The 21,553-nt window shown below is 70.1% G+C and carries 24 protein-coding genes and 1 tRNA gene; 7 read left to right on the forward strand and 18 right to left on the reverse strand.

The genetic code is table 11. The features are described from left to right. Window positions 1-158 precede the first annotated feature (158 nt). Both GEV28_RS24620 and GEV28_RS24625 read right to left on the reverse strand, forming a co-directional pair. On the reverse strand, window positions 159-1,520 hold the full coding sequence (locus GEV28_RS24620; protein WP_291414605.1) for a HAMP domain-containing sensor histidine kinase: 1,362 nt from the start codon (window positions 1,518-1,520) through the stop codon (window positions 159-161). A gap of 26 nt (window positions 1,521-1,546) precedes the next feature. After that, window positions 1,547-2,236 carry a response regulator transcription factor gene (locus GEV28_RS24625; protein WP_291414565.1) on the reverse strand — a complete coding sequence of 230 codons (690 nt, stop codon included), beginning with the start codon at window positions 2,234-2,236 and terminating at the stop codon, window positions 1,547-1,549. 90 nt (window positions 2,237-2,326) lie between these two features. On the opposite strand from GEV28_RS24625, the gene GEV28_RS24630 reads away from it, so the two are divergent. Further along, window positions 2,327-2,575 (forward strand): tetratricopeptide repeat protein, encoded by a 249-nt coding sequence (locus GEV28_RS24630; RefSeq protein ID WP_291414567.1) that lies wholly within the window; start codon window positions 2,327-2,329, stop codon window positions 2,573-2,575. Between the two features lie 50 nt (window positions 2,576-2,625). Here the strand turns inward: GEV28_RS24630 and eis are convergent, their stop codons facing one another. Genes eis through GEV28_RS24645 form a run of 3 tightly spaced genes read right to left on the reverse strand, consistent with a single transcriptional unit; the run spans window position 2,626 to window position 4,968 of the window. Then, window positions 2,626-3,798: a GNAT family N-acetyltransferase gene (gene eis / locus GEV28_RS24635; RefSeq protein WP_291414568.1), complete on the reverse strand. Its 1,173-nt coding sequence runs from the start codon at window positions 3,796-3,798 to the stop codon at window positions 2,626-2,628. A gap of 10 nt (window positions 3,799-3,808) precedes the next feature. Next, window positions 3,809-4,654 (reverse strand): 3-hydroxyacyl-CoA dehydrogenase family protein, encoded by an 846-nt coding sequence (locus tag GEV28_RS24640; protein ID WP_291414569.1) that lies wholly within the window; start codon window positions 4,652-4,654, stop codon window positions 3,809-3,811. Continuing rightward, window positions 4,651-4,968, reverse strand: coding sequence for an EthD family reductase (locus GEV28_RS24645; protein ID WP_291414570.1), 318 nt, complete (start codon window positions 4,966-4,968; stop codon window positions 4,651-4,653). Before GEV28_RS24645 ends, GEV28_RS24640 begins: the two co-directional genes overlap by 4 nt. 64 nt (window positions 4,969-5,032) lie before the next feature. On the opposite strand from GEV28_RS24645, the gene GEV28_RS24650 reads away from it, so the two are divergent. Beyond that, complete coding sequence (locus GEV28_RS24650) at window positions 5,033-5,686, forward strand: histidine phosphatase family protein (protein WP_291414571.1); 654 nt, start codon at window positions 5,033-5,035, stop codon at window positions 5,684-5,686. 52 nt (window positions 5,687-5,738) lie between these two features. On the opposite strand, the gene GEV28_RS24655 is transcribed toward GEV28_RS24650, so the two are convergent. Next, window positions 5,739-5,945 (reverse strand): hypothetical protein, encoded by a 207-nt coding sequence (locus GEV28_RS24655; RefSeq protein ID WP_291414572.1) that lies wholly within the window; start codon window positions 5,943-5,945, stop codon window positions 5,739-5,741. Between GEV28_RS24655 and GEV28_RS42505 the strand changes: the two genes are divergently transcribed. Both GEV28_RS42505 and GEV28_RS24660 read left to right on the forward strand, forming a co-directional pair. Next, window positions 5,926-6,144: a helix-turn-helix domain-containing protein gene (locus GEV28_RS42505; RefSeq protein WP_367115173.1), complete on the forward strand. Its 219-nt coding sequence runs from the start codon at window positions 5,926-5,928 to the stop codon at window positions 6,142-6,144. The genes GEV28_RS24655 and GEV28_RS42505 overlap by 20 nt on opposite strands. 19 nt (window positions 6,145-6,163) lie before the next feature. Beyond that, on the forward strand, window positions 6,164-6,631 hold the full coding sequence (locus GEV28_RS24660; RefSeq protein WP_291414573.1) for a DUF6247 family protein: 468 nt from the start codon (window positions 6,164-6,166) through the stop codon (window positions 6,629-6,631). 507 nt (window positions 6,632-7,138) lie between these two features. Here GEV28_RS24660 and GEV28_RS24665 read toward each other — a convergent pair. From GEV28_RS24665 to GEV28_RS24675, 3 genes are all read right to left on the reverse strand, one after another. Further along, complete coding sequence (locus GEV28_RS24665) at window positions 7,139-8,128, reverse strand: zinc-binding dehydrogenase (RefSeq protein WP_291414575.1); 990 nt, start codon at window positions 8,126-8,128, stop codon at window positions 7,139-7,141. A gap of 207 nt (window positions 8,129-8,335) precedes the next feature. Next, entirely contained in the window at window positions 8,336-9,787 is a 1,452-nt protein-coding gene (locus tag GEV28_RS24670; RefSeq protein WP_291414576.1) for a CHAP domain-containing protein, read from the reverse strand. Continuing rightward, window positions 9,784-10,590, reverse strand: coding sequence for a CHAP domain-containing protein (locus GEV28_RS24675; protein ID WP_291414578.1), 807 nt, complete (start codon window positions 10,588-10,590; stop codon window positions 9,784-9,786). The genes GEV28_RS24670 and GEV28_RS24675 overlap by 4 nt, the downstream gene beginning before the upstream one ends. 128 nt (window positions 10,591-10,718) lie before the next feature. Here GEV28_RS24675 and GEV28_RS24680 point away from each other — a divergent pair, with 128 nt between their 5' ends. After that, window positions 10,719-11,282: a MarR family transcriptional regulator gene (locus tag GEV28_RS24680; RefSeq protein ID WP_291414580.1), complete on the forward strand. Its 564-nt coding sequence runs from the start codon at window positions 10,719-10,721 to the stop codon at window positions 11,280-11,282. Here GEV28_RS24680 and GEV28_RS24685 read toward each other — a convergent pair. The 6 genes from GEV28_RS24685 to GEV28_RS24710 all read right to left on the reverse strand — a co-directional run bounded on the left by GEV28_RS24685 (window position 11,258) and on the right by GEV28_RS24710 (window position 16,057). Then, entirely contained in the window at window positions 11,258-11,905 is a 648-nt protein-coding gene (locus GEV28_RS24685) for a response regulator transcription factor (RefSeq protein ID WP_291414582.1), read from the reverse strand. The genes GEV28_RS24680 and GEV28_RS24685 overlap by 25 nt on opposite strands. A gap of 103 nt (window positions 11,906-12,008) precedes the next feature. After that, on the reverse strand, window positions 12,009-13,217 hold the full coding sequence (locus GEV28_RS24690) for an ABC transporter permease (RefSeq protein ID WP_291414584.1): 1,209 nt from the start codon (window positions 13,215-13,217) through the stop codon (window positions 12,009-12,011). A gap of 120 nt (window positions 13,218-13,337) precedes the next feature. After that, complete coding sequence (locus GEV28_RS24695) at window positions 13,338-14,249, reverse strand: ABC transporter ATP-binding protein (RefSeq protein ID WP_291414586.1); 912 nt, start codon at window positions 14,247-14,249, stop codon at window positions 13,338-13,340. 48 nt (window positions 14,250-14,297) lie between these two features. Next, complete coding sequence (locus GEV28_RS24700; RefSeq protein ID WP_291414587.1) at window positions 14,298-14,981, reverse strand: VOC family protein; 684 nt, start codon at window positions 14,979-14,981, stop codon at window positions 14,298-14,300. A 3-nt stretch (window positions 14,982-14,984) separates the two neighbouring features. Further along, complete coding sequence (locus GEV28_RS24705; RefSeq protein ID WP_291414588.1) at window positions 14,985-15,725, reverse strand: DUF4440 domain-containing protein; 741 nt, start codon at window positions 15,723-15,725, stop codon at window positions 14,985-14,987. Continuing rightward, entirely contained in the window at window positions 15,722-16,057 is a 336-nt protein-coding gene (locus tag GEV28_RS24710; protein WP_291414589.1) for a helix-turn-helix transcriptional regulator, read from the reverse strand. The genes GEV28_RS24705 and GEV28_RS24710 overlap by 4 nt, the downstream gene beginning before the upstream one ends. Window positions 16,058-16,143: 86 nt before the next feature. Between GEV28_RS24710 and GEV28_RS24715 the strand changes: the two genes are divergently transcribed. Next, window positions 16,144-16,219: transfer RNA gene (locus GEV28_RS24715), tRNA-Arg, on the forward strand. Between the two features lie 39 nt (window positions 16,220-16,258). Here GEV28_RS24715 and GEV28_RS24720 read toward each other — a convergent pair. From GEV28_RS24720 to GEV28_RS24730, 3 genes are all read right to left on the reverse strand, one after another. After that, a complete protein-coding gene (locus GEV28_RS24720; RefSeq protein ID WP_291414590.1) occupies window positions 16,259-16,534 on the reverse strand; it encodes a hypothetical protein in 276 nt (91 codons plus the stop codon). Between the two features lie 60 nt (window positions 16,535-16,594). Continuing rightward, window positions 16,595-16,990: a hypothetical protein gene (locus GEV28_RS24725; RefSeq protein ID WP_291414592.1), complete on the reverse strand. Its 396-nt coding sequence runs from the start codon at window positions 16,988-16,990 to the stop codon at window positions 16,595-16,597. A gap of 140 nt (window positions 16,991-17,130) precedes the next feature. After that, on the reverse strand, window positions 17,131-18,234 hold the full coding sequence (locus tag GEV28_RS24730; protein ID WP_291414594.1) for an XRE family transcriptional regulator: 1,104 nt from the start codon (window positions 18,232-18,234) through the stop codon (window positions 17,131-17,133). A gap of 90 nt (window positions 18,235-18,324) precedes the next feature. Between GEV28_RS24730 and drmD the strand changes: the two genes are divergently transcribed. After that, a complete protein-coding gene (drmD, locus tag GEV28_RS24735) occupies window positions 18,325-21,513 on the forward strand; it encodes a DISARM system SNF2-like helicase DrmD (RefSeq protein ID WP_291414596.1) in 3,189 nt (1,062 codons plus the stop codon). Window positions 21,514-21,553 lie beyond the last annotated feature (40 nt).

Here is a 21,553-nt window from a genome sequence, read left to right on the forward strand (position 1 = left end):
CCGCCGGGGTGGCATCGGACCACTCCGGCCGCTCCGGCTCGACCTGCTCGGCCGGCTCCTCGGGAGGGGTCGGTTCCCGGTTGTCCTCGGTCATGTTGTCCACCTTGCGCCACGGTCCTGAGAACGTCCTGAGACAAACCTATGGAGACCCGATGAGTTCAGCCCAGCGAGGCGTCCGGCGTTCCCGGCAGCCGGATCGCCATCAGCGCCCCGCCGTCGGCCGAACGCCCGGCGTACACCGCGCCACCGTGCCGTTGCGCGGCACTCTTCACGATCGCGAGGCCCAGCCCCGAACCGGGAAGCGTCCGTGCCTCGTCGGAGCGGTAGAAGCGGTCGAACACGTACGGCAGGTCGGCGTCGGTGATGCCCGGCCCTGCGTCGGCGACCTGCAGGAACGCGTACCCGTGCCCGGCATGCCGCAGGTCGACCCGCACGGTCCCCTCCGGTGGGCTGAACTTCACCGCGTTGTCCAGCAGGTTCAGCACCGCGCGCTCCAGCACGGCCGGCTCGCCGAGCAGGTACCACGGCTGCAGGTCGGTCTCGAACGTCACGTCACCGGCGCGCCGGCGGGCTCGGGCGAGCGCCTGCTCGACGATGTCGACCATGTCGATGCGCTCGCGGGTCAGCTGCGGCGCGTCCTCGCGCGCGAGCTCGACCAGGTCGCCGATCAGCTGGGTCAGCTCGCCGAGCTGGGCACGCAGGTCGTCGTGGATCTCCACCTTGTCCTCATCGGACAGTTGAGGGCTGTTCGGCCGCTCCGCGGAGAGCAGCAGCTCCAGGTTGGTACGCAAGGAGGTCAGCGGGGTGCGCAGCTCGTGCCCGGCGTCGGCGACGAGCTGACGCTGCCGGTCCTGCGCGTAGGCGACGGCGGCGAGCATCTGGTTGAAGCTGTGCGACAGCCGGACCAGCTCGTCGTCGCCCTCGACCTGGATGGGCCGCAGGTCACCGGTCTGCGCGACCCGCTCGGTGGCGCGGGTCAGCCGCTGCACCGGACGAAGCCCGGTGCGCGCGACCGCGGTGCCGGCGAGTGCGGAGACCACCACCCCGGCGCCGCCGATCAGCAGCAGGACCAGCGAAAGGTCGGCGAGCTGGTCCTTGGTGGGCTGCAGTGACTGCGCGAGCACGAGCGCGCCCAGGTCGCGGTAGGGCACCGCGAGCACCCGGGTGCCGGTCGACCGGTCGGTGCGGATGCTGTTGGGCTTGTCGCCTGTGGCCACCGCCAGCTCGTCGTGGCCGATCGGCGGCGAGTGGTAGGTGATGTTGTTGATCGGCGTGCCGTTGCTGTCGACCAGTGCGAACTGGACGTCGGTGAGCGACAGGAGCGCCGCCGGGATCGCCTGGCCCTCGAACTCCGCGATGAGGGGGGAGTTGACGACGTTGGCCGCCTTCTGCCCGAGGGTGGCGTCGACCTGGTCGTAGAGGTTCTCCCGGACGGTGAGGTAGGCGCCGAGGGACACGACGGCCACCGCACCGGCGACGCAGCTGGCCGCGAGCCACGTCACCCTGGCGCGCAGCGACATCCGCCGCCGCCCGCCGACCGTCAGGATCACGGAGGCGTCTCCCGCAGCACGTAGCCGATGCCGCGCACGGTGTGGATCAGCCGCGGCTCGTCCTCGGCCTCGGTCTTGCGGCGCAGGTATCCGATGTAGACCTCGAGGGCGTTGCCGGAGGTCGGGAAGTCGTAGCCCCAGACCTCCTCGAGGATGCGGCTGCGGGTGAGAACCTGCTTGGGGTGGGCGAGAAGCAGTTCGAGCAGCGCGAACTCGGTGCGGGTGAGGCTGATCGGGCGCTCGCCGCGGCGGACGTCGCGGGTGCCGGGGTCGAGCTCGAGGCCGGCGAAGCTGAGCGTCTGCGGGGCGGGGCCGGTGACGTCGAAGGTGCGGCGGCGAAGGAGAGCGCGCAGCCGGGCGAGGAGCTCCTCGAGCGCGAACGGCTTGGGGAGGTAGTCGTCGGCGCCGGCGTCGAGGCCGGCGACCCGGTCGGACACCGTGTCGCGCGCGGTGAGGACGAGGATGGGCAGGTCGTCGCCGGTGCCGCGGAGGCGGCGACACACCTCGAGCCCGTCGACCCTCGGCATCATCACGTCGAGCACCATCGCGTCGGGGCGGGCCGACGCGATCGAGTCGATTGCCTGCTGGCCGTCGGTGGCCAGCTCGACCTGGTAGCCGTTGAACTGCAGCGAGCGCCGCAGCGACTCGCGGACGGCCCGGTCGTCGTCGACAACGAGGATGCGCATGCGGTCAGTGTCACCCCCGCTGCTGAGACGCGCCTGAGAAGGGTGGCGCCGGCCACACCCGGCGAACCGCCCGAAACCCCCACAGCCACCATGACCTGCGAAAGCCCACCGAGATCACGATTTCGCTCGACACAGCACAACCACCTCGGCGTCGTCGGCCGGGTCGGAGACGCCGGCGGCGGCTACCGGGTGCCGGGCCGGCTGGACGAAGCCGCCACGCTGTTGGAGCAGACGGCCACCACCGCGGAACGGGTACTGGGGCGCGGGCATCCCCTCACCAGACATCTGCTCGATGCCGTACGCCGGGTGCGGAAGCCGGGACCCGCCGAACATCCGTGACAGGCCGGCCGACCCCGTGAACGGCGTCCCTCTCCGGCAAAGCCCGCGGGTCAGAACGAGTCGGCCATCCGGACCGGGTGCGGGGCGCCGGTCAGCAGGTCCAGCAGGCGCGCGGCCGCCAGGTCGCCGGTGATCAGTCCGGCGCGGTGCAGCATCGCCGTGTCCGCCGAGCCCGCGTACCAGGGGCCCAGCGCCCGGGCCGCGAGCCGGACCGCGCCGGTGCCGCCCGGTTCGCAGACGACCTTCCCGCCGTCGGCGACCAGGCGGTACGAGCCTGCCTGCCAAGGCGCGTGCTCGTCGACCACCTCGATGTCGACCGTGCCCGACACGTACCGCGCCGCCGGCCACCCGCGGGCCGCGACCGCCGCGGGCAGGTCGACCACCCGCAGCATCCACGGATGGTTCATCACGTCGTGCAGCACCGGCATCGTCATCAGCAGCTGCCACCACGCCGGGTCGACGATCCGCAGCGAGACCTCGGTCATGATCCCGGCCCAGCGCCCCAGGTTCGCCAGCAGCCCGAGCCCGGTCTCCCGGTCCAGCGCGACGAGGTCGTAGATGATCAGCTTCTCGCCCTCGGGCCGGTCGGCGCTCAGGTAGCCGCGCACGGTGCCGTCCGGACCGGGCGCGACCTCGACGATGTCCACCTCCAGAAGGCGTTCCAGCTCGAACGCCGCGGTCGACCGGTCCAGCATTCCGTCCACTGTGGACGCGAAGGTCAGGTAGGCGTCGTGCAGCGCGGGCAGGTCCTGCGTCCCGGCCCGCTTGAGAACCAGGCGCGACGCGGGCTTCGGCAGCAGCGCGAACAGCTCCGGCCGCAACCGCACCCGCTGGTAGTCACCGGCCTGCTCCCAGCCGAGGCCGCGGTACAGCGGCGGCGCCGACGGGTACAGCGCCGAGATCACCTGCCCACGCTCGCGCATCACCGGCAACACCGCGTCCAGCAGCGCCGTCGCGACGCCGTGCCCTCGGGCGTGCGGGTCGACGGCCACCGACGCGATGCCGCCCATCGACACCGCCGACCCGCCGAAGAACTGCGCGTAGTCACGCACCTTGACACAACCGACGAGCCGGCCGCCGTCCTCGGCGACCAGCCCGTGCCAGCCGGTCGGCCGGTGCGACCAGAGGCTGGCCGGCTCCGGCTCGCGTGGCCCGCCGAACGCCAGGCGGGCGAGGCGGTAGATGTCCTCGTCGTCTTCGGTCCGGTGCGGCCGAACGATCATGTCTGTCCCTCTACGACCAGTCGAAGAAGCCCCGGCCGGTCTTGCGACCGAGCTCGCCGCGCGCCACCTTGGTCCGCAGCAGCTCCGGCGGGGTGAACCGCGGGCCGAGCTCGCGCTCGAGATGCGCCGCGATCGACAGCCGCACGTCGAGGCCGACGAGGTCGGTCAACCGCAGCGGCCCCATCGGCCAGCCGTAGCCCAGCCGCATGCCGGTGTCGATGTCCTCCGGCGACGCGACGCCCTCCTCGACCATGCGGATCGCCTCGAGCCCGACCGCCACGCCGAGCCGGGACGTCGCGAACCCGGGCGAGTCGCGCACCTCGATGACGGTCTTGCCGAGTGCCTCGGCGTAGCCGCGGACGGTGGCGAGCGTGCCGGCCGGCAGACCGTCGTGGGTGACCAGCTCGACCAGCGCCTGGACGGGCACGGGGTTGAAGAAGTGCATGCCGACGACCCGCTCGCCGGGCAGCCCTTCGGCGAGCGCCGTGATCGACAGCGACGACGTGTTGGACGCGAGTACGGCGTTCACGCAGGTCACGGCCACCTCGCCGAGGACCCGCCGCTTGAGGTCGATGTCCTCGGGGACCGCCTCGACGACCAGCTCGGCGGCCGGCGGCAGGCCGGCCAGCGTGTCCACAATGGACAAGTGAGCGAGCAGCTCGTCCGCGGTCCGCTCGATCTTCCCCCGGTCCTGCGCCTTGCGCAGCGAGGCGGCGACGGCCTCGCGCGCGGCGCCGGCGCGTTCGGCCGACGCCTCGGCCACGGTGACCCGGCTGCCGGCGGCGAGCAGCACGTGCGCGATGCCGGCGCCCATCGTGCCGCCGCCGACGACCGCGGCGGTGACAGGAGCACTCACTCGACCACCTCGGCGGAGAACATCGACACGAGCTCCATGCCGCCGATCTCGGTGAGGTTGGCGCCGGAGACCTGCCACTCCGGCGAGGTGAACGCGGCCTTCATCGCGTCCTTGGACTCGAAGTACAGCTCGGCGATCAGGTACGGCTGCGCGTCGCCGAGCATCCCGGGCACGAACACGCGCTGGACCTTGGCGAGCTCCTGACGGATGAGGCCGGGCACCTTGTCGATGAGCGGCTTGTGCGTCTCGAAGTACGCCTTGTCGAACGCCTCGGGATCGGCCGGCGGCTTGTACAGCGCGATGTACTTGATCATGTGACACTCCTCGTCTCGGTCGGCGCTGAGACTGTAATAGCACGGGACCGGGCACCATGGCGTCGTGCGGATCATCCTGCTGCGGCACGCGGAGAGCCTGGGCAACATCGACGAGCTGGCGTACACGCGCACGCCCGACCACGCGCTGCCGCTCACGCCGCGCGGCGAGGTCCAGGCCCGCAAGGCCGGCCAGTCGATACGTGACCTGCTGGCGGAGCCGGCCGCGGCCTACGTCAGCCCCTACGTGCGGGCGGTGCGCACCCTGGCGCTGCTCGACATCGGCGACCGGCTGGAGCGGACCGTGCCCGAGCCGCGGCTGCGCGAGCAGGACTGGGGCAACCTCCAGGACCCGCTCGAGCAGGAGGTGCAGAAGCGCAAGCGGCACGAGTTCGGCCACTTCTTCTACCGGCTCGAGCACGGCGAGTCCGGCGCGGACGTCGACGACCGCGTCGCGAGCTTCCTCAACGAGCTGGAGCTGCGCATCGCCAAGGACGCGCGGCACCCGTCGACCGTGCTGGTCGTCTCGCACGGGCTCACGATGCGGCTGCTCTGCCGGCGGATGTTCTCCTGGAGCATCGACCTGTTCGAGTCGCTGTCCAACCCCGAGCACTGCGCCTTCCGCCGCCTCGAGCACGACGGCGACCGCTGGCACCTCGACCGCCCGTTCGACCAGTGGCGCGACTCACCGGACGGCACCACCCAGGTAGGCGAACTCTGACCGGAACATGTTCGGGAGATCTCAGGGAGACCCCCGGACGGTCTCCCCGATCTCAGGCGGCGCCGTCGTGACTCTCGCCGACCACGATTCCACCTTCGCCCGTGGTGTCGGCCCCGGCGAGGGAGACCAGCGCCTGGTCGAGCAGCCGGTGAATGCCGGCGCTGATGCCGGTGCACTCCCGGTCGACCTTCACCGCGTTCTTCTGAATCGAGCCGGCCAGCTTCTTGACCTCGTCGATCTTGGCCAGCCGCGTCAGCACACAGGCCCGTCTGGCGAGCGGCATGAGCCAGGACCAGCTAGCTCGCCGGGGCCGGACCTCGCGCACGACGCTGTCGGCCTACGAGCGCGGCCACCGGTGTTGCCCTGCGCCTCAACCACGACACCTGGGCGTCGGTTCAATCTCGCCGACAGGTCGCAGCGCGCCCGGGTTTACCAACACCGGTTGCGTGGACTTCTGAAAAAGTTCAGAATAGAGCCATGACGACTGAGGTGCAGTGGAGCGAGCTGCAACGAGACCCCAAGAGCGTCGCCGCGCTCGCCGATCGGGGCGACGTGCATGTGCGGCGTCGGGACGGCGCCGCGTTGCTGCTCACTCGGGTGGATCGCGCAGCCACCTCGGCCGAGGGAGCGATCCACGCGGCCCGCGCCCTGCGCAGCCTGCTCGCCCACCTCCCCCGCGAGGCGCGGGAGGCCGCCGCGCGGTCACTCGTCGACGAGTTTCCCTGGGTGGAGATTCTGCCCGCGGCAGATCGGGAACAGTTCGTCGTCGACTTCTCCCGTGCCTTCCAAGCGTCCGCCGAGCTCGGCGAGTGGTCCCCGCTGGAACAGACACTCCGGGAGTGGCGCAGCACGGCGATCGTCCACGCCGACCCGGAGCTGGCACGCAACCTCACCGGCGCCATCGACGAGGACCTCGGACCGGTTCCCAATCCGATGGACGACTGACGGATGCCGGCCAAGCGCGGAGATCGGGTTGCACCGCCTCGTCGCCCAGACGGTTGGGAAACGCGATTCGCCACCAACGAGGCCGCGAAAGGCTGGGAGGAACTGTGCCAGGCCGCTCGGTCCAACACCTGGGAGGCGTGGATCGTCCTGACTTCACGGCCCACCAGTCCGGAGAACCCAGGTAGACAACATCGGCTGCGTGGCACGTTCGGGCGTCGCGAGGTCAAGGGCCAGTCACTTGAGCAGTGGCAGTACGAGGTCACCTCAGCCGGCCGAGTTTGGTATTGCCCAGATCCCGACCACAAGATCGTGTGGGTCACGTACGCGAGCACGGCGTATCCCAAGGCCACCGAGTAACGCACGGTGATCCACGAAAGCCGGTTGCGTGCCCCACCACGCGCGGGACGATCGAGCCGGGCACCCGAGAGCGGCGATGGGGCGCCAGGATGCCTCGTAGGCGAGATCGCGAGCACACCCGGGCGGCGAACGTCCGCACCCGGCCCGGGGTCAGCCCACCAGCAGGAGCGTCTTGCCGACGGTGCGCCGCTCGTCGATGGCGGTGTGCGCGTCGGCGGCCTTCTCCAGCGGGAATGTCTGGCCGATCACCGGGGTGATCCGCCCTTCCGCCGCGTCGTCGAGCAGCCGACGCAGGGCGTCGCGGGTCGCGGCCGGGTCGCGGCCCAGGTCGCCCATGCCGATCAGCCGCACCCCCTTGCGCGCCGCGTCGTCCGGCGCGACCTCGGCGAACCCGCCGCTCGCCGCCCCGTAGGCCAGGAACCGCGCACCAGGAACCGCGACCTCGAACGCCGCGCGGCCCGCCGCGCCGCCGGTGCCGTCGAACACGACGTCGACGCCGCCGGTGATCTCGCGCACCCGGTCCGCCCAGCCGGGCTCGCCGTAGTCGACCGCCTCGGCTCCCCACGACCGCACCAGCGCCAGCTTCCGCTCACCGCGCGCCGCGCCGACCACCCGCGCGCCGGCCGCCCTCGCGAGCGGCACGAGCAACGAGCCGAGGCTCCCGCCTGCGGCGTTGACCAGCACGCGGTCGCCCTCGGCGATCGCCGCATGGTCGAGCAGGTCGGCCGCGGTCGCACCGTCGTGCAGGAACGTGATCGCCGCCGGCAGTCCGAGCCCGCCGGGCACCGCGACGAGCTCACCGGCATCCGCCACGGCGCGCTCGGCGTAGCCTCCGGTCGGCACCTGGATCGCGCCCACGTAGCCCCCGACCCGCGCGACGACCTTGCGGCCGACCCACTCTTCGTCCACATCGGACCCGACGGAGGCGACCGTGCCGGCCACGCCGTTACCCGGCACGTAAGGCGGCGAGACGGGGAACCACTCGCGACCCCAGCCCGCCCGGATCTGGGTGTCGACGAAGAGCACGTCCGCCACGGCGACATCGATCACCACCTGCCCCGCGCCTGCCTCCGGATCCGGCACGTCGGCCACCCGGAGGACGGACGGACCACCGAACTCGACCACCTGAACAACTCGCATGACCCCATCATGGGACCTCGACCATGCTGGAGGTCAAGCGACCTAGTGTCCCGTGATCCTGGTTCCTTGCAGTCCGCTGTGGATCCACGTGGTCGATGGCAAGGCGGAGGGAGGCCGCGCATACCGGGTTGTATTCGGGCCTTCCGACAACGCCGCCAGCGGCCGCGTGGGCCGCAGCGGGCGTAAGGAGGCCATGGTCACGGGACACTAGACGAGATCGGCCAGGATGGCCCGCAGGTCGTCGATCGAGCGCAGGGCCGCGGCCTTGGTCGGCGCGTACCTCGCGGTGGTGTCCCACCCGGTGCCGTAGCACCAGCTGAGGCTGTCCACCACGCACTCGGCCTCGACCTGGGGCGCGTTGAGCACGAACCCGACACCGTGGTTGCGCAGCAGCCACGAGTTGCGGAACGCGCCGGTCGAGTTGACGATCGCGTCGTACCCCGGCGTGCCGGGCGGGTAGCCGGCGTAGGTCGCCGTGTGCGCGAGCACCTCGTCGGCCGACCTGCCCGGGTACAGCCGCTCGGCCGTCTCGGTCGTTCTCGCCAGGTCGAAGGTCGGCTCCTGCACCGCGGAGATGCCGACCTGCCAACAACATTCGGGCGCGCACGACTCCAGCGGGCCGAGCCGCCGGTTGTCGCAGTGGGAGAACTCGTGCGGGTTGTCCAGCCCCAGCACGCCCTCCTTCAGCGACCACCAGGTCACCGACGCGGCCGCGTCGAGGTCGCCACCGATCCGGGGCACGGTGTTGTCGGCGATCCAGCGCACGTTCGCCGCTTCCGCTTCGGTGAGCCGGTTTCCGTTCACGGTGAGCTCGGCCGGCGGGTCGGCCGGCGGCTCCGCGGGTGTCTCGGACAGGGGCGTCGGCGACACGACCGCGTAGACGTCGCCCGGCTCGTGGGTCGTCGCGTTTCCGGGAAGGAACGGGCCGACCCGGGCCACCGAGCTCGCGTAGTTCCCGTCGATCGTCTCGATGCTCCCGTCGCCGTGCACCGCCACCACGATGCCGACGTGCAGCGAGGTGCCGGGGTCGGACGGACCGGTCCCGAACAGCACCGCGTCGCCGGCGGTGATTCCCGCGTAGCCGTCCCGAACCAGGCCGCGGTCCACGGCCCAGTGGTAGAAGTCACCGGTGAACCCGTTGGCGCCGAACATGTCCAGCACGCCGGCGGCCCGCCACACCCAGTTCACGAAGTACTGGCACCACGCGTCCGACGGGTCGCCCTGGCCGGGATGGTAGGACCAGCCATCGGTGCTGCCCAGCTCACCCGCGGCGATGTCCACGATCCGGTCCCGGATGTCACCGGACGGCGGCGGCGGTTCCGCACCGTCGCATTCGGACAGATCGGGATGCCGCCCGTCGTAGCCGGTGTAGAGGTAGCGGTCGGAGACATAGCCCCCGTGGTCCGGCAGGTAGTCCCACAACGCGGTCCCGTCGACCACCGTGCCCTCGGTCTGGCACTCGATCCCGACCTCGGTGCCCTCCGCGAGCTGACCGACGACCTCGTGTCCCGTACCCGGACCGGACCGGACGAACAGCGGCTCCCCGCCGGTGTCCCAGACCGGAGCGGTCACCAGGCCGGCGGCCCAGGCGGGCGCGACCACGCCGGCAGCGACCAGGGCCGCGATCGCGACGGCGAGCAGGGCCCTACGCGCGATCACCGGGCACCGCCGGGCGGCGACACGACGGCGTAGACGTTCTCCGGCTCCGGCGGGTGCGCGGCCCACGGGTAGGTCGGGCCGACCTTGTGCACCGCGTTGACGCCGTTGCGGGTGTAGTTGCCGTCGATCGTGGTGAACGAGCCGTCCGCGTGGGTCTCGATCACGACGGCGACGTGCCGGCCGGTGTCCGCGTGCGTCGGGCCGGTGCCGAACAGCACCGCGTCGCCGACCCTGATGTCCGCCCACCCGTCGCGGGTCAAGCCGCGGTCCTTGCCCCAGTGGTAGAAGTCGCCGGTGAAGTAGGTGTCGTTCATGTCCTCGACGCCGGCGCCGCGCCACACCCAGTTCACGAAGTACTGGCACCAGTCGTGGTCGGCCGGCGCGCCGTACCTGCTCTTGTCCGTGTTGCCGAGCTCGCCCCACGCGAGGTCGACGATCCGGTCGCGGATGTCCGACGACGGCGGCGGTTCCGCACCGTCGCATTCGGACAGATCGGGATGCCGCCCGTCGTAGCCGGTGTACAGGTAGGCGTCCGACGCGTAGCCGTCGAGCGAGGGCAGGTAGTCCCACAGCCCGGTGCCGTCGACCATCTCGCCGTCGTCCTGGCAGGAGATGGTCACATGCTGGTCGGGACCGAGCTGATCCACGACGCCGTAGCCGGTGCCCGGGCCGGACCGCACCATCAGCTGCTGGCCCTCGGTCCCGAACACGTACGCGTCGACGGTCGCCGCCGACGCCGGTACCGCCAACCCGACGGTCAGCGCGGCGGCGCCGAGTAAGCCGGCAGCAGCTTTTCTCAACATCACAGTCCTCCTCGGACTCGAGTGCAGGGTTTTCTCGTGCGTCTCCGGAGGAAAGCGACGTTAACGGATAGTCCGAAGTCGTAGCAAGTAATCCGATCCAGTACTATTCGAATGCAAAGGAGGTGGCCGTGCCGGACGAGACCGATGCCCTCGTGGAGCAGTGGGTCCAGGCGGTGCCCCAGATCGACCCGCGAGTGGAGCGAATCGTGGACCGCCTGCTGATCAGCGCCAAGTACCTCGAGCGCCTCGCGGCCAGCCTCTCCGCCCCGCACGACCTGCAGCTCGCCGACTACGAGATCCTCGCCCGGCTCTACTGGGTCGGCCCGCCGCACCGGCTGCGGCCGTCCCAGCTCGCCGCCGGCACGCTCGCCCCGGCCACCAGCGTCACCAGCAGGCTGGACCGCCTGCAGAAGCGCGGCATGCTCGAGCGCGTCGCCGACCCCAAGGACCGCCGGGTGCTCGCCGCCGAGCTGACCGCCGACGGGCGAACACTGTTCGAGCAGATCGTGGCGGAGCAGGCCAAGGCCGAGCGTGCCATCTTCGACCAGCTCGACGCCGATCAGCTCAGCGCGCTCGACGCCGGGCTACGCGCGCTCATGACCGTGCTCGGTGACCGCCTCGGGCCCGCGCCGCGCCGGGTGAGCCTCGCGCTCTCCGAAGAGGACGGTCAGGCGATCAGGCCGCCGCGGTAGGCGACCAGCGCCGCCTGCACCCGGTTGACCGCGCCGATCTTGCCGAGCACGGCGGACACGTAACCCTTGACCGTGGCCTCGGACAGGTGCAGCGCGCTGCCGATCTCCGCATTGGACATTCCCTGCCCGATGAGCGCGACGACCTCACGCTCCCGGTCGGACAACGACGCCAGCAGCCGGCGCGCGGGCTCGGCGGCCCGCTCACCGTCCGCGACCGCGGACAGCACCCGTGCGGCGACCTTGGGGTCGAGCACAGCACCGCCGCGGGCGAGATCGCGCACCGCCTTGACCAGCACGGCCGGCTCGGTGTCCTTGAGCAGGAAGCCGCTCGCGCCGATGCGCAACGCCTCCTGGACGTACTCGTCGACGTCGAACGTGGTGAGCATGGCGACGACCGGCGGCTCCGGCAGGCTGCGGAGCCTGCGGAGCGCGACGATGCCGTCTGCCGACCGCATCCTGATGTCGAGCAGCACCACGTGTGGACGGTGCTGGCGAGCCAGATCGGCCACGTACAGCCCGTCGTCGCACTCCGCGACGACCTCTATGTCACCGGCGCTGGTCAGTATTGTGCGGAGTCCTGAGCGGACGAGATCTTCGTCGTCCGCGAGAAGCACCTTGATCACGAACGCCTCCCCGACAGTGGGCGGTCATGCGCGGGCTTTCCGACGCGGCGGCCTTGAAAGCGCTACCACGGACAGATCCTACCTGCTCGCAGCGAGTGACAGGTCACACCGTGCGAAGGGCATCCTTGAGCTTGACCCGCGCGCCGCTGCGCATGACCGCGTTCGCGTAGATCCGGCCGGCGAGCCAGACCAGCGCCGGGATCAGCGCCACGACCAGGCCGACGGACACGACCTGCTCCCACACCGGCACGCCGCCCATGGCCAGCCGGATCGGCATCAGCGTCGGCGCGAACACCGGGATGATCGACAGCACCCCGGCGAGCGCGTTGTCCGGATCGGACGGCAGCACCGAGATGCCGATGACGTAGCCGACGACCACGAACATCAGCGCGGGCGAGATCACGCCGCCGACATCCTCCTGCCGCGACACGAGCGCGCCGAGCCCGGCGAACACCAGCGAGTACATGAGGAAGCCGAGCAGGTACCAGACCACGACCCAGACGACCGTGCCGACGGCCGCGGTGACCGAGATCGTCAGCACGTCGAGCGCCAGCGCCGCGGCTATGCCGACACCGCCGATCACCACCATCTGCACCAGCCCGACCAGGCCGATGCCGAGCACCTTTCCGGCCATGAGCTGCCACGGCCGGATCGTGGACAGGAGCAGCTCGACCACCCGGCTGGACTTCTCCTCGACCACGCCCTGGGCCACCATCTGCCCGTTGAGCAGCAGCGACATGTAGATCAGGATGCCGGCGATGATGCCCAGCACGAGCTGCTGGCCGTTGTACGGGAACGGTTCCTCGAGCGGCTCGACGTCGACCTTCGCGTTCGCGACGGCCTGGCCGACCTGCGCCGGGTCGCCGTCGAGCTCGGTGATCTGCTGGTTGAGCACGAGCTGGCTCGCGAGCACGTTGAGCGAGTTGCGCAGGTTGTCGTCGAGGTCCTTCTTGACCACGACGCGCACCGTCGAGCCGTCGCCGACCAGCAGCGCGTCGAGCGACTCGTCGGCCACCTGGTCGCGGCCGGCCCGCTCGCTGTCGACGGTCTTCGTGTCGAGGTTCTCGCCGATGGAGGCGGCGGCGGCCTTGAGCGGCTGGGCGAGCGCGGAGTTCTGCTCGGTGAAGCCGACGGTGGCGTCCGAGCCGCCGCCGACGGACTTCATGACCAGTGCGAAGCCGACGAGCAGCACCAGCGTGGCGATCGTCGTGATGATGAACGCCTTGGAGCGCATCTTGGTGTTGATCTCACGGCCGGCGACGAGGCTGACCGCCTGCCACGTTCCCAACTGGACATTCGGCTGCTCGTTCACGCCGTCACCTCGCAGGCTCGCTGACGCCCCAGTGCCCATGACTCGCTCGCAAGCTCGCTCACGCCGCCACCTCGCAGGCTCGCTGACGCCCCAGTGCCCATGATTCGCTCGCACGCTCGCTCACGCCGCCTGCTCCTGCGTCACGACGGTGCGGTAGAGCTCGGTGAGGGAGGGCCGGCGGCGGCTGAACTCGGTGACCGGGCCGGTGGCGAGCGCCGCGCGCAGCACCTCCTGGTCGTCCGCGCCGTCGCCGAGCTCGAGGACCGTGCGGCCGCCCTCGTGGCCGCGCACCGTGACGCCGGCGAGCCCGGCCGCCCAGCCCAGCCGCGCGTTCGGAACTTCGACGATCATCTCGACGGCGCCGCCGGAGCGCAGCTCGTCGACCGTGCCGACGGTCACCATCTGTCCACTTCGGATGATGCCGACCCGGTGGCACAGCCGCTCGACGAGCTCGAGCTGGTGGCTGGAGAAGACGACCGGAATGCCCGCGGATGCCTTGTCCTGCAGGACCTTGCTCATCACCTCGACCGCGATCGGGTCGAGACCGGAGAACGGCTCGTCGAGCACGAGGATGCTGGGGTTGTGGATGAGCGCGGCGGCGAGCTGGACACGCTGCTGGTTGCCCAGGCTGAGCTTCTGGACCTCGTCGTCGCGCCGGGCGGCGACGCCCAGTCGTTCGGTCCAGTCCTCCATGGACTGTCTGGCGGCCGCGGTCGACAAGCCGTGCAGGCGCGCGAGGTAAACCAGTTGCTCGCCCACCTTCATCTTCGGGTAAAGGCCGCGCTCCTCGGGCATGTAGCCGATGTGGCGCCGGGTGTCGAGGGTGACCCGCTCGCCGTCGAAGCGGACCTCGCCCGCGTCTGCGGCGAGCACCCCGAGCGCGATGCGCATCGTCGTGGTCTTGCCCGCGCCGTTGCTGCCGACGAAGCCGAACAGCTCTCCTGCCCGAACGTCGAATGTGGTTTCCCGCAAGGCGATCACGTCGCCGAATCGCTTGGAGATGCCGTCGATCTCCAGCCGCCCGTCACCCACAGTCAGGCTCCTCCCCTTGTGCAGCGCTGCGGGGGGACCCTACTGCGTTCACTTCTTGTGCAGCGAGCCGATACTGAACGCGATGCCGTGGTCGTCCCGGCAGGCCGCGTGGCTGCCGGCCTGGTTGGGCTGCGCGGGTCCCGCCGTGCCGCCCGCGGCGCGAATCCGGTCCGCCGCGTTTTCGATGTCGGCGACCTGGAAGTAGAGATCGGTCGGCCCGGGACGGCTCACGAACAGGCCGCCCGGTGGCGCGATGTTGACGATGTTGTAGCCGTTCTCGTGGGTGCCGGGGGTGAGCTCCCAGCCGAGCAGCGCGATGTGGAAGGCCTTCGCGTCGTCGTCGGCGACGGGCTGGACGAAGTAGAAGAGGTCGCCGATGCCGCATTCGGGGTCGTCGTCCCGGTAGCCGGCGGCGGGCTGCCAGAGCTCGAGGGCACCGCCGCGGCCGTCCTCGACATGCGCGCTCCAGCCGGACTCGGACCGCGTGGGCTCGCCGGCCGTGCCGCCACGTTCGCGTGCCTCGGCGACGGAGTGCTCGATGTCCGCGACGACGAACGACGGCCCGATGTGCGGCTCGGTGTGTGGCTCGCCCTTGGTGATCCCGCCGGCCGGCGAGGAGCCGTCGATGTGGTGGTAGTCCCCATTGGACGCGAAGGTCCAACCGAAGACGGCGTGGTAGAAGTCCTTGGCGCGGCCCGGGTCCGGGACGTGGATGGCGAAGTAGCCGAGCATGTGTCACTCCGTTTCGTTGTCCGCCGGGGTCCACTGGTGCAGTGCCATCCGCCAGGCGCCGCCCTGCTGGACGAGGACCGTAGCGACCACAATGGACCGTGGCTTCCCGTCCGCGGTGTGCATCACGGTGGCGTGGTGGGCCAACACGGCGGTCGACTCTCCGATGTGGACGATCTTCGGCTCGGACAGGTCGTACTTGACGTAGGGCGGGTGGTCACCCATCGAGGCGATGCACTGTTGTTTGGTGTAGGTGTTGCGCGGGCCGGGGAAGATCAGCATGGCGTCGTCGGTGAGGTTGCGCTCGAAGAAGTCGACGTCGTCGGCGTTGATCGCGTCGAGGAACTCGCCGAGGCGGCCGAGCAGTGCGTGCTCGAGCGAGTGCCGCGCGAAGCCCGCCAGGACGCGCTGCCAGTGCCCCGGGTCGGGCGGCGTCCACCCGTAGTGGCGAAGCACGACCCGCGTGCCGGTGTCGGTCGCCTCGAACCGCACCTCGACCTCGGTCTGCTCGGCGCCGTAGGAGAAGACGAGGCGAGGTCCGGGCTCCCAGACCTTGACCCGTCCCACCTCGTGGTCGGCGTCGAGCACCCGCCCGCCGACGCCGGGCTCGAACTCGATGGCGCCGCCGGCTGTGCCCCAGAGGGAGCGGTCCTTGCGCCACCAGGCGCCGGTCTCCCGGGTGAAGACGTCGAAGGCGGCCGCGGGCTCGATCCCGACGTCGACGGTCACGAAGGCCTCGTCGGTCACCGCTCGTCCCCTTCTTTGTCGACGTGTGCGGCGAACGCACCCAACTGGTCGCCCCAGAACGCCTCGACCTGGTCGAGCCAGGCCCGGAGCGCGGTGAACGGCTCGGCCCGCAGCCGGTAGACGCGGACCCTGGCGTCCCCGTCGAGCGCCGCGGCCTCGACGAGCCCGGTGGCCCGGAGCACCCGGAGGTGCCGACTCATGGCCGGCCCCGACATGTCGACGGAGGAGGCGAGCTCGCCGGCCCGCCGAGGCCCGACCCGCAGCACGTCGACAACCCGCCGCCGGGCCGGATCAGCCAACGCGGCGAGCACGTCGTCCAATTGAGTACCCACACCGGAAACTATTAACGACATCGTTAAGTATGTCAAGTCACCCCCCGACCCGCGGCCGGCACCCGCTACCCTTGTGCGCTGAGAGCGCCCTCGTAGCTCAGGGGATAGAGCGTCCGCCTCCTAAGCGGCAGGTCGCAGGTTCGAATCCTGCCGGGGGCACCAACCTGCGGAGAATCACCGCAGGTCAGGCAGTTGCCAGCCTCAGGCCGTTGACCACGGGCCGGAAAAGGCGCAGGCCACAGGGTCGCAGTATGGGTACCCTTGGGGAATCAGGCACAGATCTGTTCCGCCGGCCATGAACGCGGCAACAAACCAGCCGTTCGTCTCGAACACGGCCTCGGACACCTCGTTGGCAGCGAACCTCCAGATCTCGGCGACGTTGAAGATATCGAGTTCTGGCCTGCACGCGGCGCCGCTTCTTTCCGGAAAACGCGAGTGATGCTCATGTTCGCCGAAACAGGTGAGCTCAGCGACCACCCAGCACCATGCGGATCATCCCGCGTGTGGGTTGCGCGACTGACGTGTGCGGCGTCGTGGTCAGCATGCCAGGTCCGCGACCGAACCTGGAAGTCGAAGGCGTCTGCCTTGGTCGGCCATCTGCCGCATCAGGGTGAAGGCTTCGCCTGCCTCGATGTCGCCGTCGACGACGGCGATGCCGACGAGGTCGATCGTCTCGCGAGTCGTGATCTGTTGAGCGCGCGCGTAACGCAACGATTCCCGGTCGTCCGAGACCCACCAGGAACCGGCGAACACGCTCCAGTTCGTGATCACGTAACAGGTTTGCGCCTCTCCGAGGTGCCTCAGCGGCCGGTTCTCCGTACCGCCGAAGACCGCGCGCCGGATTCGCTCGATCTCCCGTGCGTCCGGCTCCGAGTCGATCTCGATCGCGGTCCCGAGCCAGCCGTCCGTCAGCAGCCCGTTCAGCGCGGGCACGTACGCGGCCGACCTGCCGGCTTCGTAGGCGACGGCCTCGGTCCATCTCCCACGACCCGCGAGCACCGACCTGAGTAGATCGAGACGGTCGACCGCGGCGAAGTTACACAGGACGGTGTTGTCCGGAAACAGGTACTCCGTCATGACGCATCGTGGGTTCCGTGTTCCGACTCCAGTGCCCGCCGAAGATCGTCGACATCGGTTTCGAGCAGATTGGCGTAGGGGCGCAGCGTGGCCGCGCCGGATTCGTAGGCCGCGTAGGTATCCCGGACGAGAAGACCCGGCGGACGTGGTGTGCCGGCCTCGGTGACCCGCTGCGCGAACTGCTCGCCAAGGCCGATCGTGCTCGCGGCCCTGGCCGCGGTGATCGCCTTGTAACGGTCACAGGAGCCAGCGTCGATCAACCGTAGGCGCAGGAGTCGATAGGCAAGCGCAGAGGGGGTCACCATCAGCTCGCACGAAAGCACGGCGAAGGTCTCATCGGTAAGGCCGGTGGACCCGACCGCGTCGCGCAGGATGCCTTCGGGCATGAGAAAGACCGACGCGAAGGCGTTGGCTCGCAGTTCGCTGGGATCCTTCGCCTGCGACTTGTCGAAGATGTCCCGATCGAGGTGGACATCCTGACCGTCGCCGGCCAGCAGGTGGCCGAGCTCATGAGCGAGCGTGAAGCGCTGCCGCGCCGGGACGTGCGAGGTGGCCAGCAGGATCAGCTTGACGTCGTCGGAGGCCACCGCCAGGCCGTCGAACCCCGTGCCGAGTTCGACGACCGCCACATCGGCGCCGAAGACCTCCTCGATCAAGGCCGCCAGGGCGCCTTCACTGATCGAGCGGCCCGCCCGCCTGACCCGCGCCAGGGCGTCCTCCGCCAGTCGGTGCCCCTGTTCGACGTATCCGCCGGTACCAAGTCCCGTCGTCATCGGTCGCCACGGTTGCGGATAGCCGAGCGAAGCCATGTCCGCTCGCAACGTGCTGTACCGCTTCGCCGCGACGAGGGCGGCGCCGGCATCACCGCCGGTGGTCCTGGCCGCCACCGCCAGCGGCGGTTCCTCCCCGGTGATCAGCCAGTCGACCGTGACCTGGCACAGGTCCGCCATGCGCGCGAGGTCGAGCGAGGAGAACCGGCGGGCACCGCTCAAGGATTTGGACAGCTTCGAGTCGTCGAGCCCGATCCTCAGCGCGAAGGCATGGCGGCTCAGGCCCGAGACCTCAATCAGACTCAGCACACGATCGGGAACACTCGACACACGACGAGGCTAGCAATCGTCTTGCGAAAATCGCAAGACGAGAGCAGGATTACCGACAGTCAGCAGAGAAACGAACGGGAGCGGGATCCGGTGACAATCGAGACGGATCATCGGCACGGCGCAGGCGCGGTGGCAGGCGAGCCGGCCTCGCTGCCGCCGGTGCCCGAGCCGGGCCAGGTGGTCAACGTCCGCGGCTCCACCTGGGCGGTGGCCGACATACACCAACAGGGTCTGCCCCGCAGCCCCGCCGACGAGGGCACGGCGGGCCTCACCCACGTGGTGAGCCTCCAGTCCCTCGAAGAGGATCGCCTCGGCCAGGAGCTCGCGGTCGTCTGGGAGTTGGAGGTCGGCCACACCGTCGCGCCCGACCAGGGCTTGCCGGAGCACATCGGCGCCGAGGCGTTCGACGACCCCAACACACTCGCGGCGTTCGTGGACGCGGTGCGCTGGGGCGCGGTCACGTCGGCCGACGCCAACTCCTTCCAAGCGCCGTTCCGCAGTGGTGCCAATGTCGAGGCATACCAGCTGGAGCCGCTTCGGCGTGCGCTGCAGTCCTCGCGCACGAACCTGCTGCTGGCCGACGATGTGGGGCTGGGCAAAACGATCGAGGCTGGCCTGGTCGTTCAGGAACTGCTGCTGCGCCATCGCGCCCGGTCGGTCGTCATCGTCTGCCCGCCGAGCCTGGCGCTGAAGTGGCAGGACGAGATGCGAGAGAAGTTCGGGCTCGACTTCGCCATCGTCAACAGCGACCTCCTCGCCCGCGTGCGCCGCAGCCACGGGCTGAACGCGAACCCGTTCCGACTGTTTCCCCGGGTCATCGTCAGCATGGCCTGGCTGCCGACCCTGCGCGCGCAGCGACTGCTGCGTGACGTCTTCGCCGACGTGCGGGACACGGCCACCGCACGCCGCTTCGCCTTCGACGTCCTGGTCGTGGACGAGGCCCATCACGTCGCCCCTGCCAGCCCCACGACCGCGCCGGGACGGCGCGGCTACGCGGTGGACAGTCAGCGCACGACGGCGACCAAGGCTCTCGCGGAGAAATGCGAACACCGGCTGTTCCTCAGCGCAACCCCGCACAACGGGTATCCCGAGTCGTTCACCGCGTTGCTGGAGATGATCGACGGGCGGCGGTTCAGCCGGGGTGCGAACCTCGACGAGCGGGCACTGCGGGACATCGCGGTCCGCCGGCTCAAGACCGAGCTGACGGACAAGGAGTTCAAGACCCGCCAGCTCAAGAAGCTCCCGTTCGAACCGAACGAGGACGAGCAACGTCAGTTCACCACGTTGGACAGCATTCTCACCGACAGCGCACGTGCGAACGGCAAGCGCCCCTCGGGCGACATCGTGGCGATGCTGCTGAAGAAGCGGTTCCTGTCCAGCCCGTGGTCGTTCGCCCGCACACTGGAGCTCTACGAGCAGGCCGCCGCGACCGGCAGGCAGCTCGAACTGGACGAATACGACGAGGTCCTGGGCAGCGGACAGTCCGATGAGGAGGAAGGCGAGGCCGACCAGCCCGAGTTCACCGCGCTGCGGCAGAGCAAGGTCTCCGATCCGCTCATCACGGCGACCAACCAGGAGATCGACTCGCTCATCGAATGGGGCCGAGGCTACGAGCACCAGCCGGACACCCGACTCAAGGCGCTGATCAAGTTCCTCGAGGCGATCTGCCGCCCGGACGGCAAGAACTGGACCAACGAGCGTGTCGTGGTGTTCACCGAATACGCGGCCACCCTGGACTGGATCGAACGGGTCCTCGCGCAGCGTGGCTACCGGGACGTCCTGGCGACGATCCAGGGCTCGACGCCCACCGAGGAGCGCGAGAAGATCCGCGCCCAGTTCACCGAGGACCCGGCCAGGTACCCAGTGCGCGTGCTGATCGCCACGGACTCCGCGGGCGAGGGGATCGACCTGCAGACGCACTGCCACCGGCTGGTCAACTTCGACATCCCGTTCAACCCGTCCCGGCTGGAACAGCGCATCGGCCGCATCGACCGCTACGGCCAGCGGGAAACACCGGAGATCTACCATTTCTCCCCGAACTCGACGTCCACTACATACGCCGCCGACATGGATTTCATGCGCCGCATCGCGGAGAAGGTCGGTAACGTCGCCCACGATCTCGGCTCCGTGAACCAGGTCATCGACGCCGACGTGCAGAACCACTTCAGCCCCACGGCCGCCTCCCGCAAGGCCAAGCCGTCCGCGCCCGCCGACGGCAACGCGATCATCACCCGCGCGCTGGCGGGCGGCGTGGAACTGAACCGCAGGCTCACTGAACTGTCGCGGACCTACGACGAGCGCAAGGTGGAGATGCACCTGACGCCCGCGAACGCGCGGCGTGTGGTGGACGCGGCGCTGGCGCTGACCGCGCAGCCGCCGCTGGTGGAAGTGGGCCATGAGGACACCGACGCGCAGGTGTTCGCGGTGCCGGGTCTCGGCTCGGCCTGGCAACCCGCGCTCCGGGGCCTGGACACCCGGCTGGAGCCGGGCGTCCCGCGGCCGATCACCTTCGACGACCAGGCCACCGGAATCAGCGATCTCGTGCACGTCCATCTCGGTCACGCGCTCATGCAGCGGTCGACGAGGGTGTTGCGTAGCGCGTTGTTCGGCGTCGACGCGCCGGTGAACCGGGTGACCGCGGTCGTGGTCGACGACCTGCCGCAGTCGTGTGTGGCCGCGGTGTCCCGGTTGGTCCTGGTCGGCCGTGGTGGCCTGCGCCTGCACGAGGAGGTTTTCCTCACCGGTATCCGGGTGCGCGGGCAGGCGATGGCGGAGGCCAAGGTCGAGCAGGTGCTCGACGAGGCCCTCGACGCGGAGAACCTGGTGCTGGCCGGCGAAGGCGTTCGGACGGTCCTCGCCGCGGAGTGGAGCGCCGAGGGCTCCCGGCTGCGTACCCGGCTGCTGACCGCGATGGCCCACAAAGCCGAGTCCCGCCAGACCCAGGTCACCGAGGCGCTGGAAACCCGGCGGGACACCGACATCGCCAGGGCCCGCGAGATCTTCGGCGCGTTCCGGGTCAACTTGCGTGAGTCCCGCGACCAGCTCGCCAGGGCGATCCAGGCCCAGGAGGAACAGTTGTTCACCGACGACCAGCAAACGCAGCGGCGTCGTGACCTGCTGGGGATGGAGAACCGGCTGGGAAGCCTGGACGACGAGGAGCGGCGTGAGATCCTCGCGATCGGTGAGCGGTACCGGGACATCAAGCCGCACGTGTCCGCCGCGGCCGTCGTGTTCGCGCTGACCCCGGCCGACGCCGAGGCGGGGAGTGTACGGTCATGAGAAGCCCTGTGTCAACCCCAAGGTCAAATCAGGCAGAGGG

Origin of the sequence: Actinophytocola sp., from assembly GCF_009379765.1 — a bacterium.
Classification (GTDB): Bacteria; Actinomycetota; Actinomycetes; order Mycobacteriales; family Pseudonocardiaceae; genus Actinophytocola.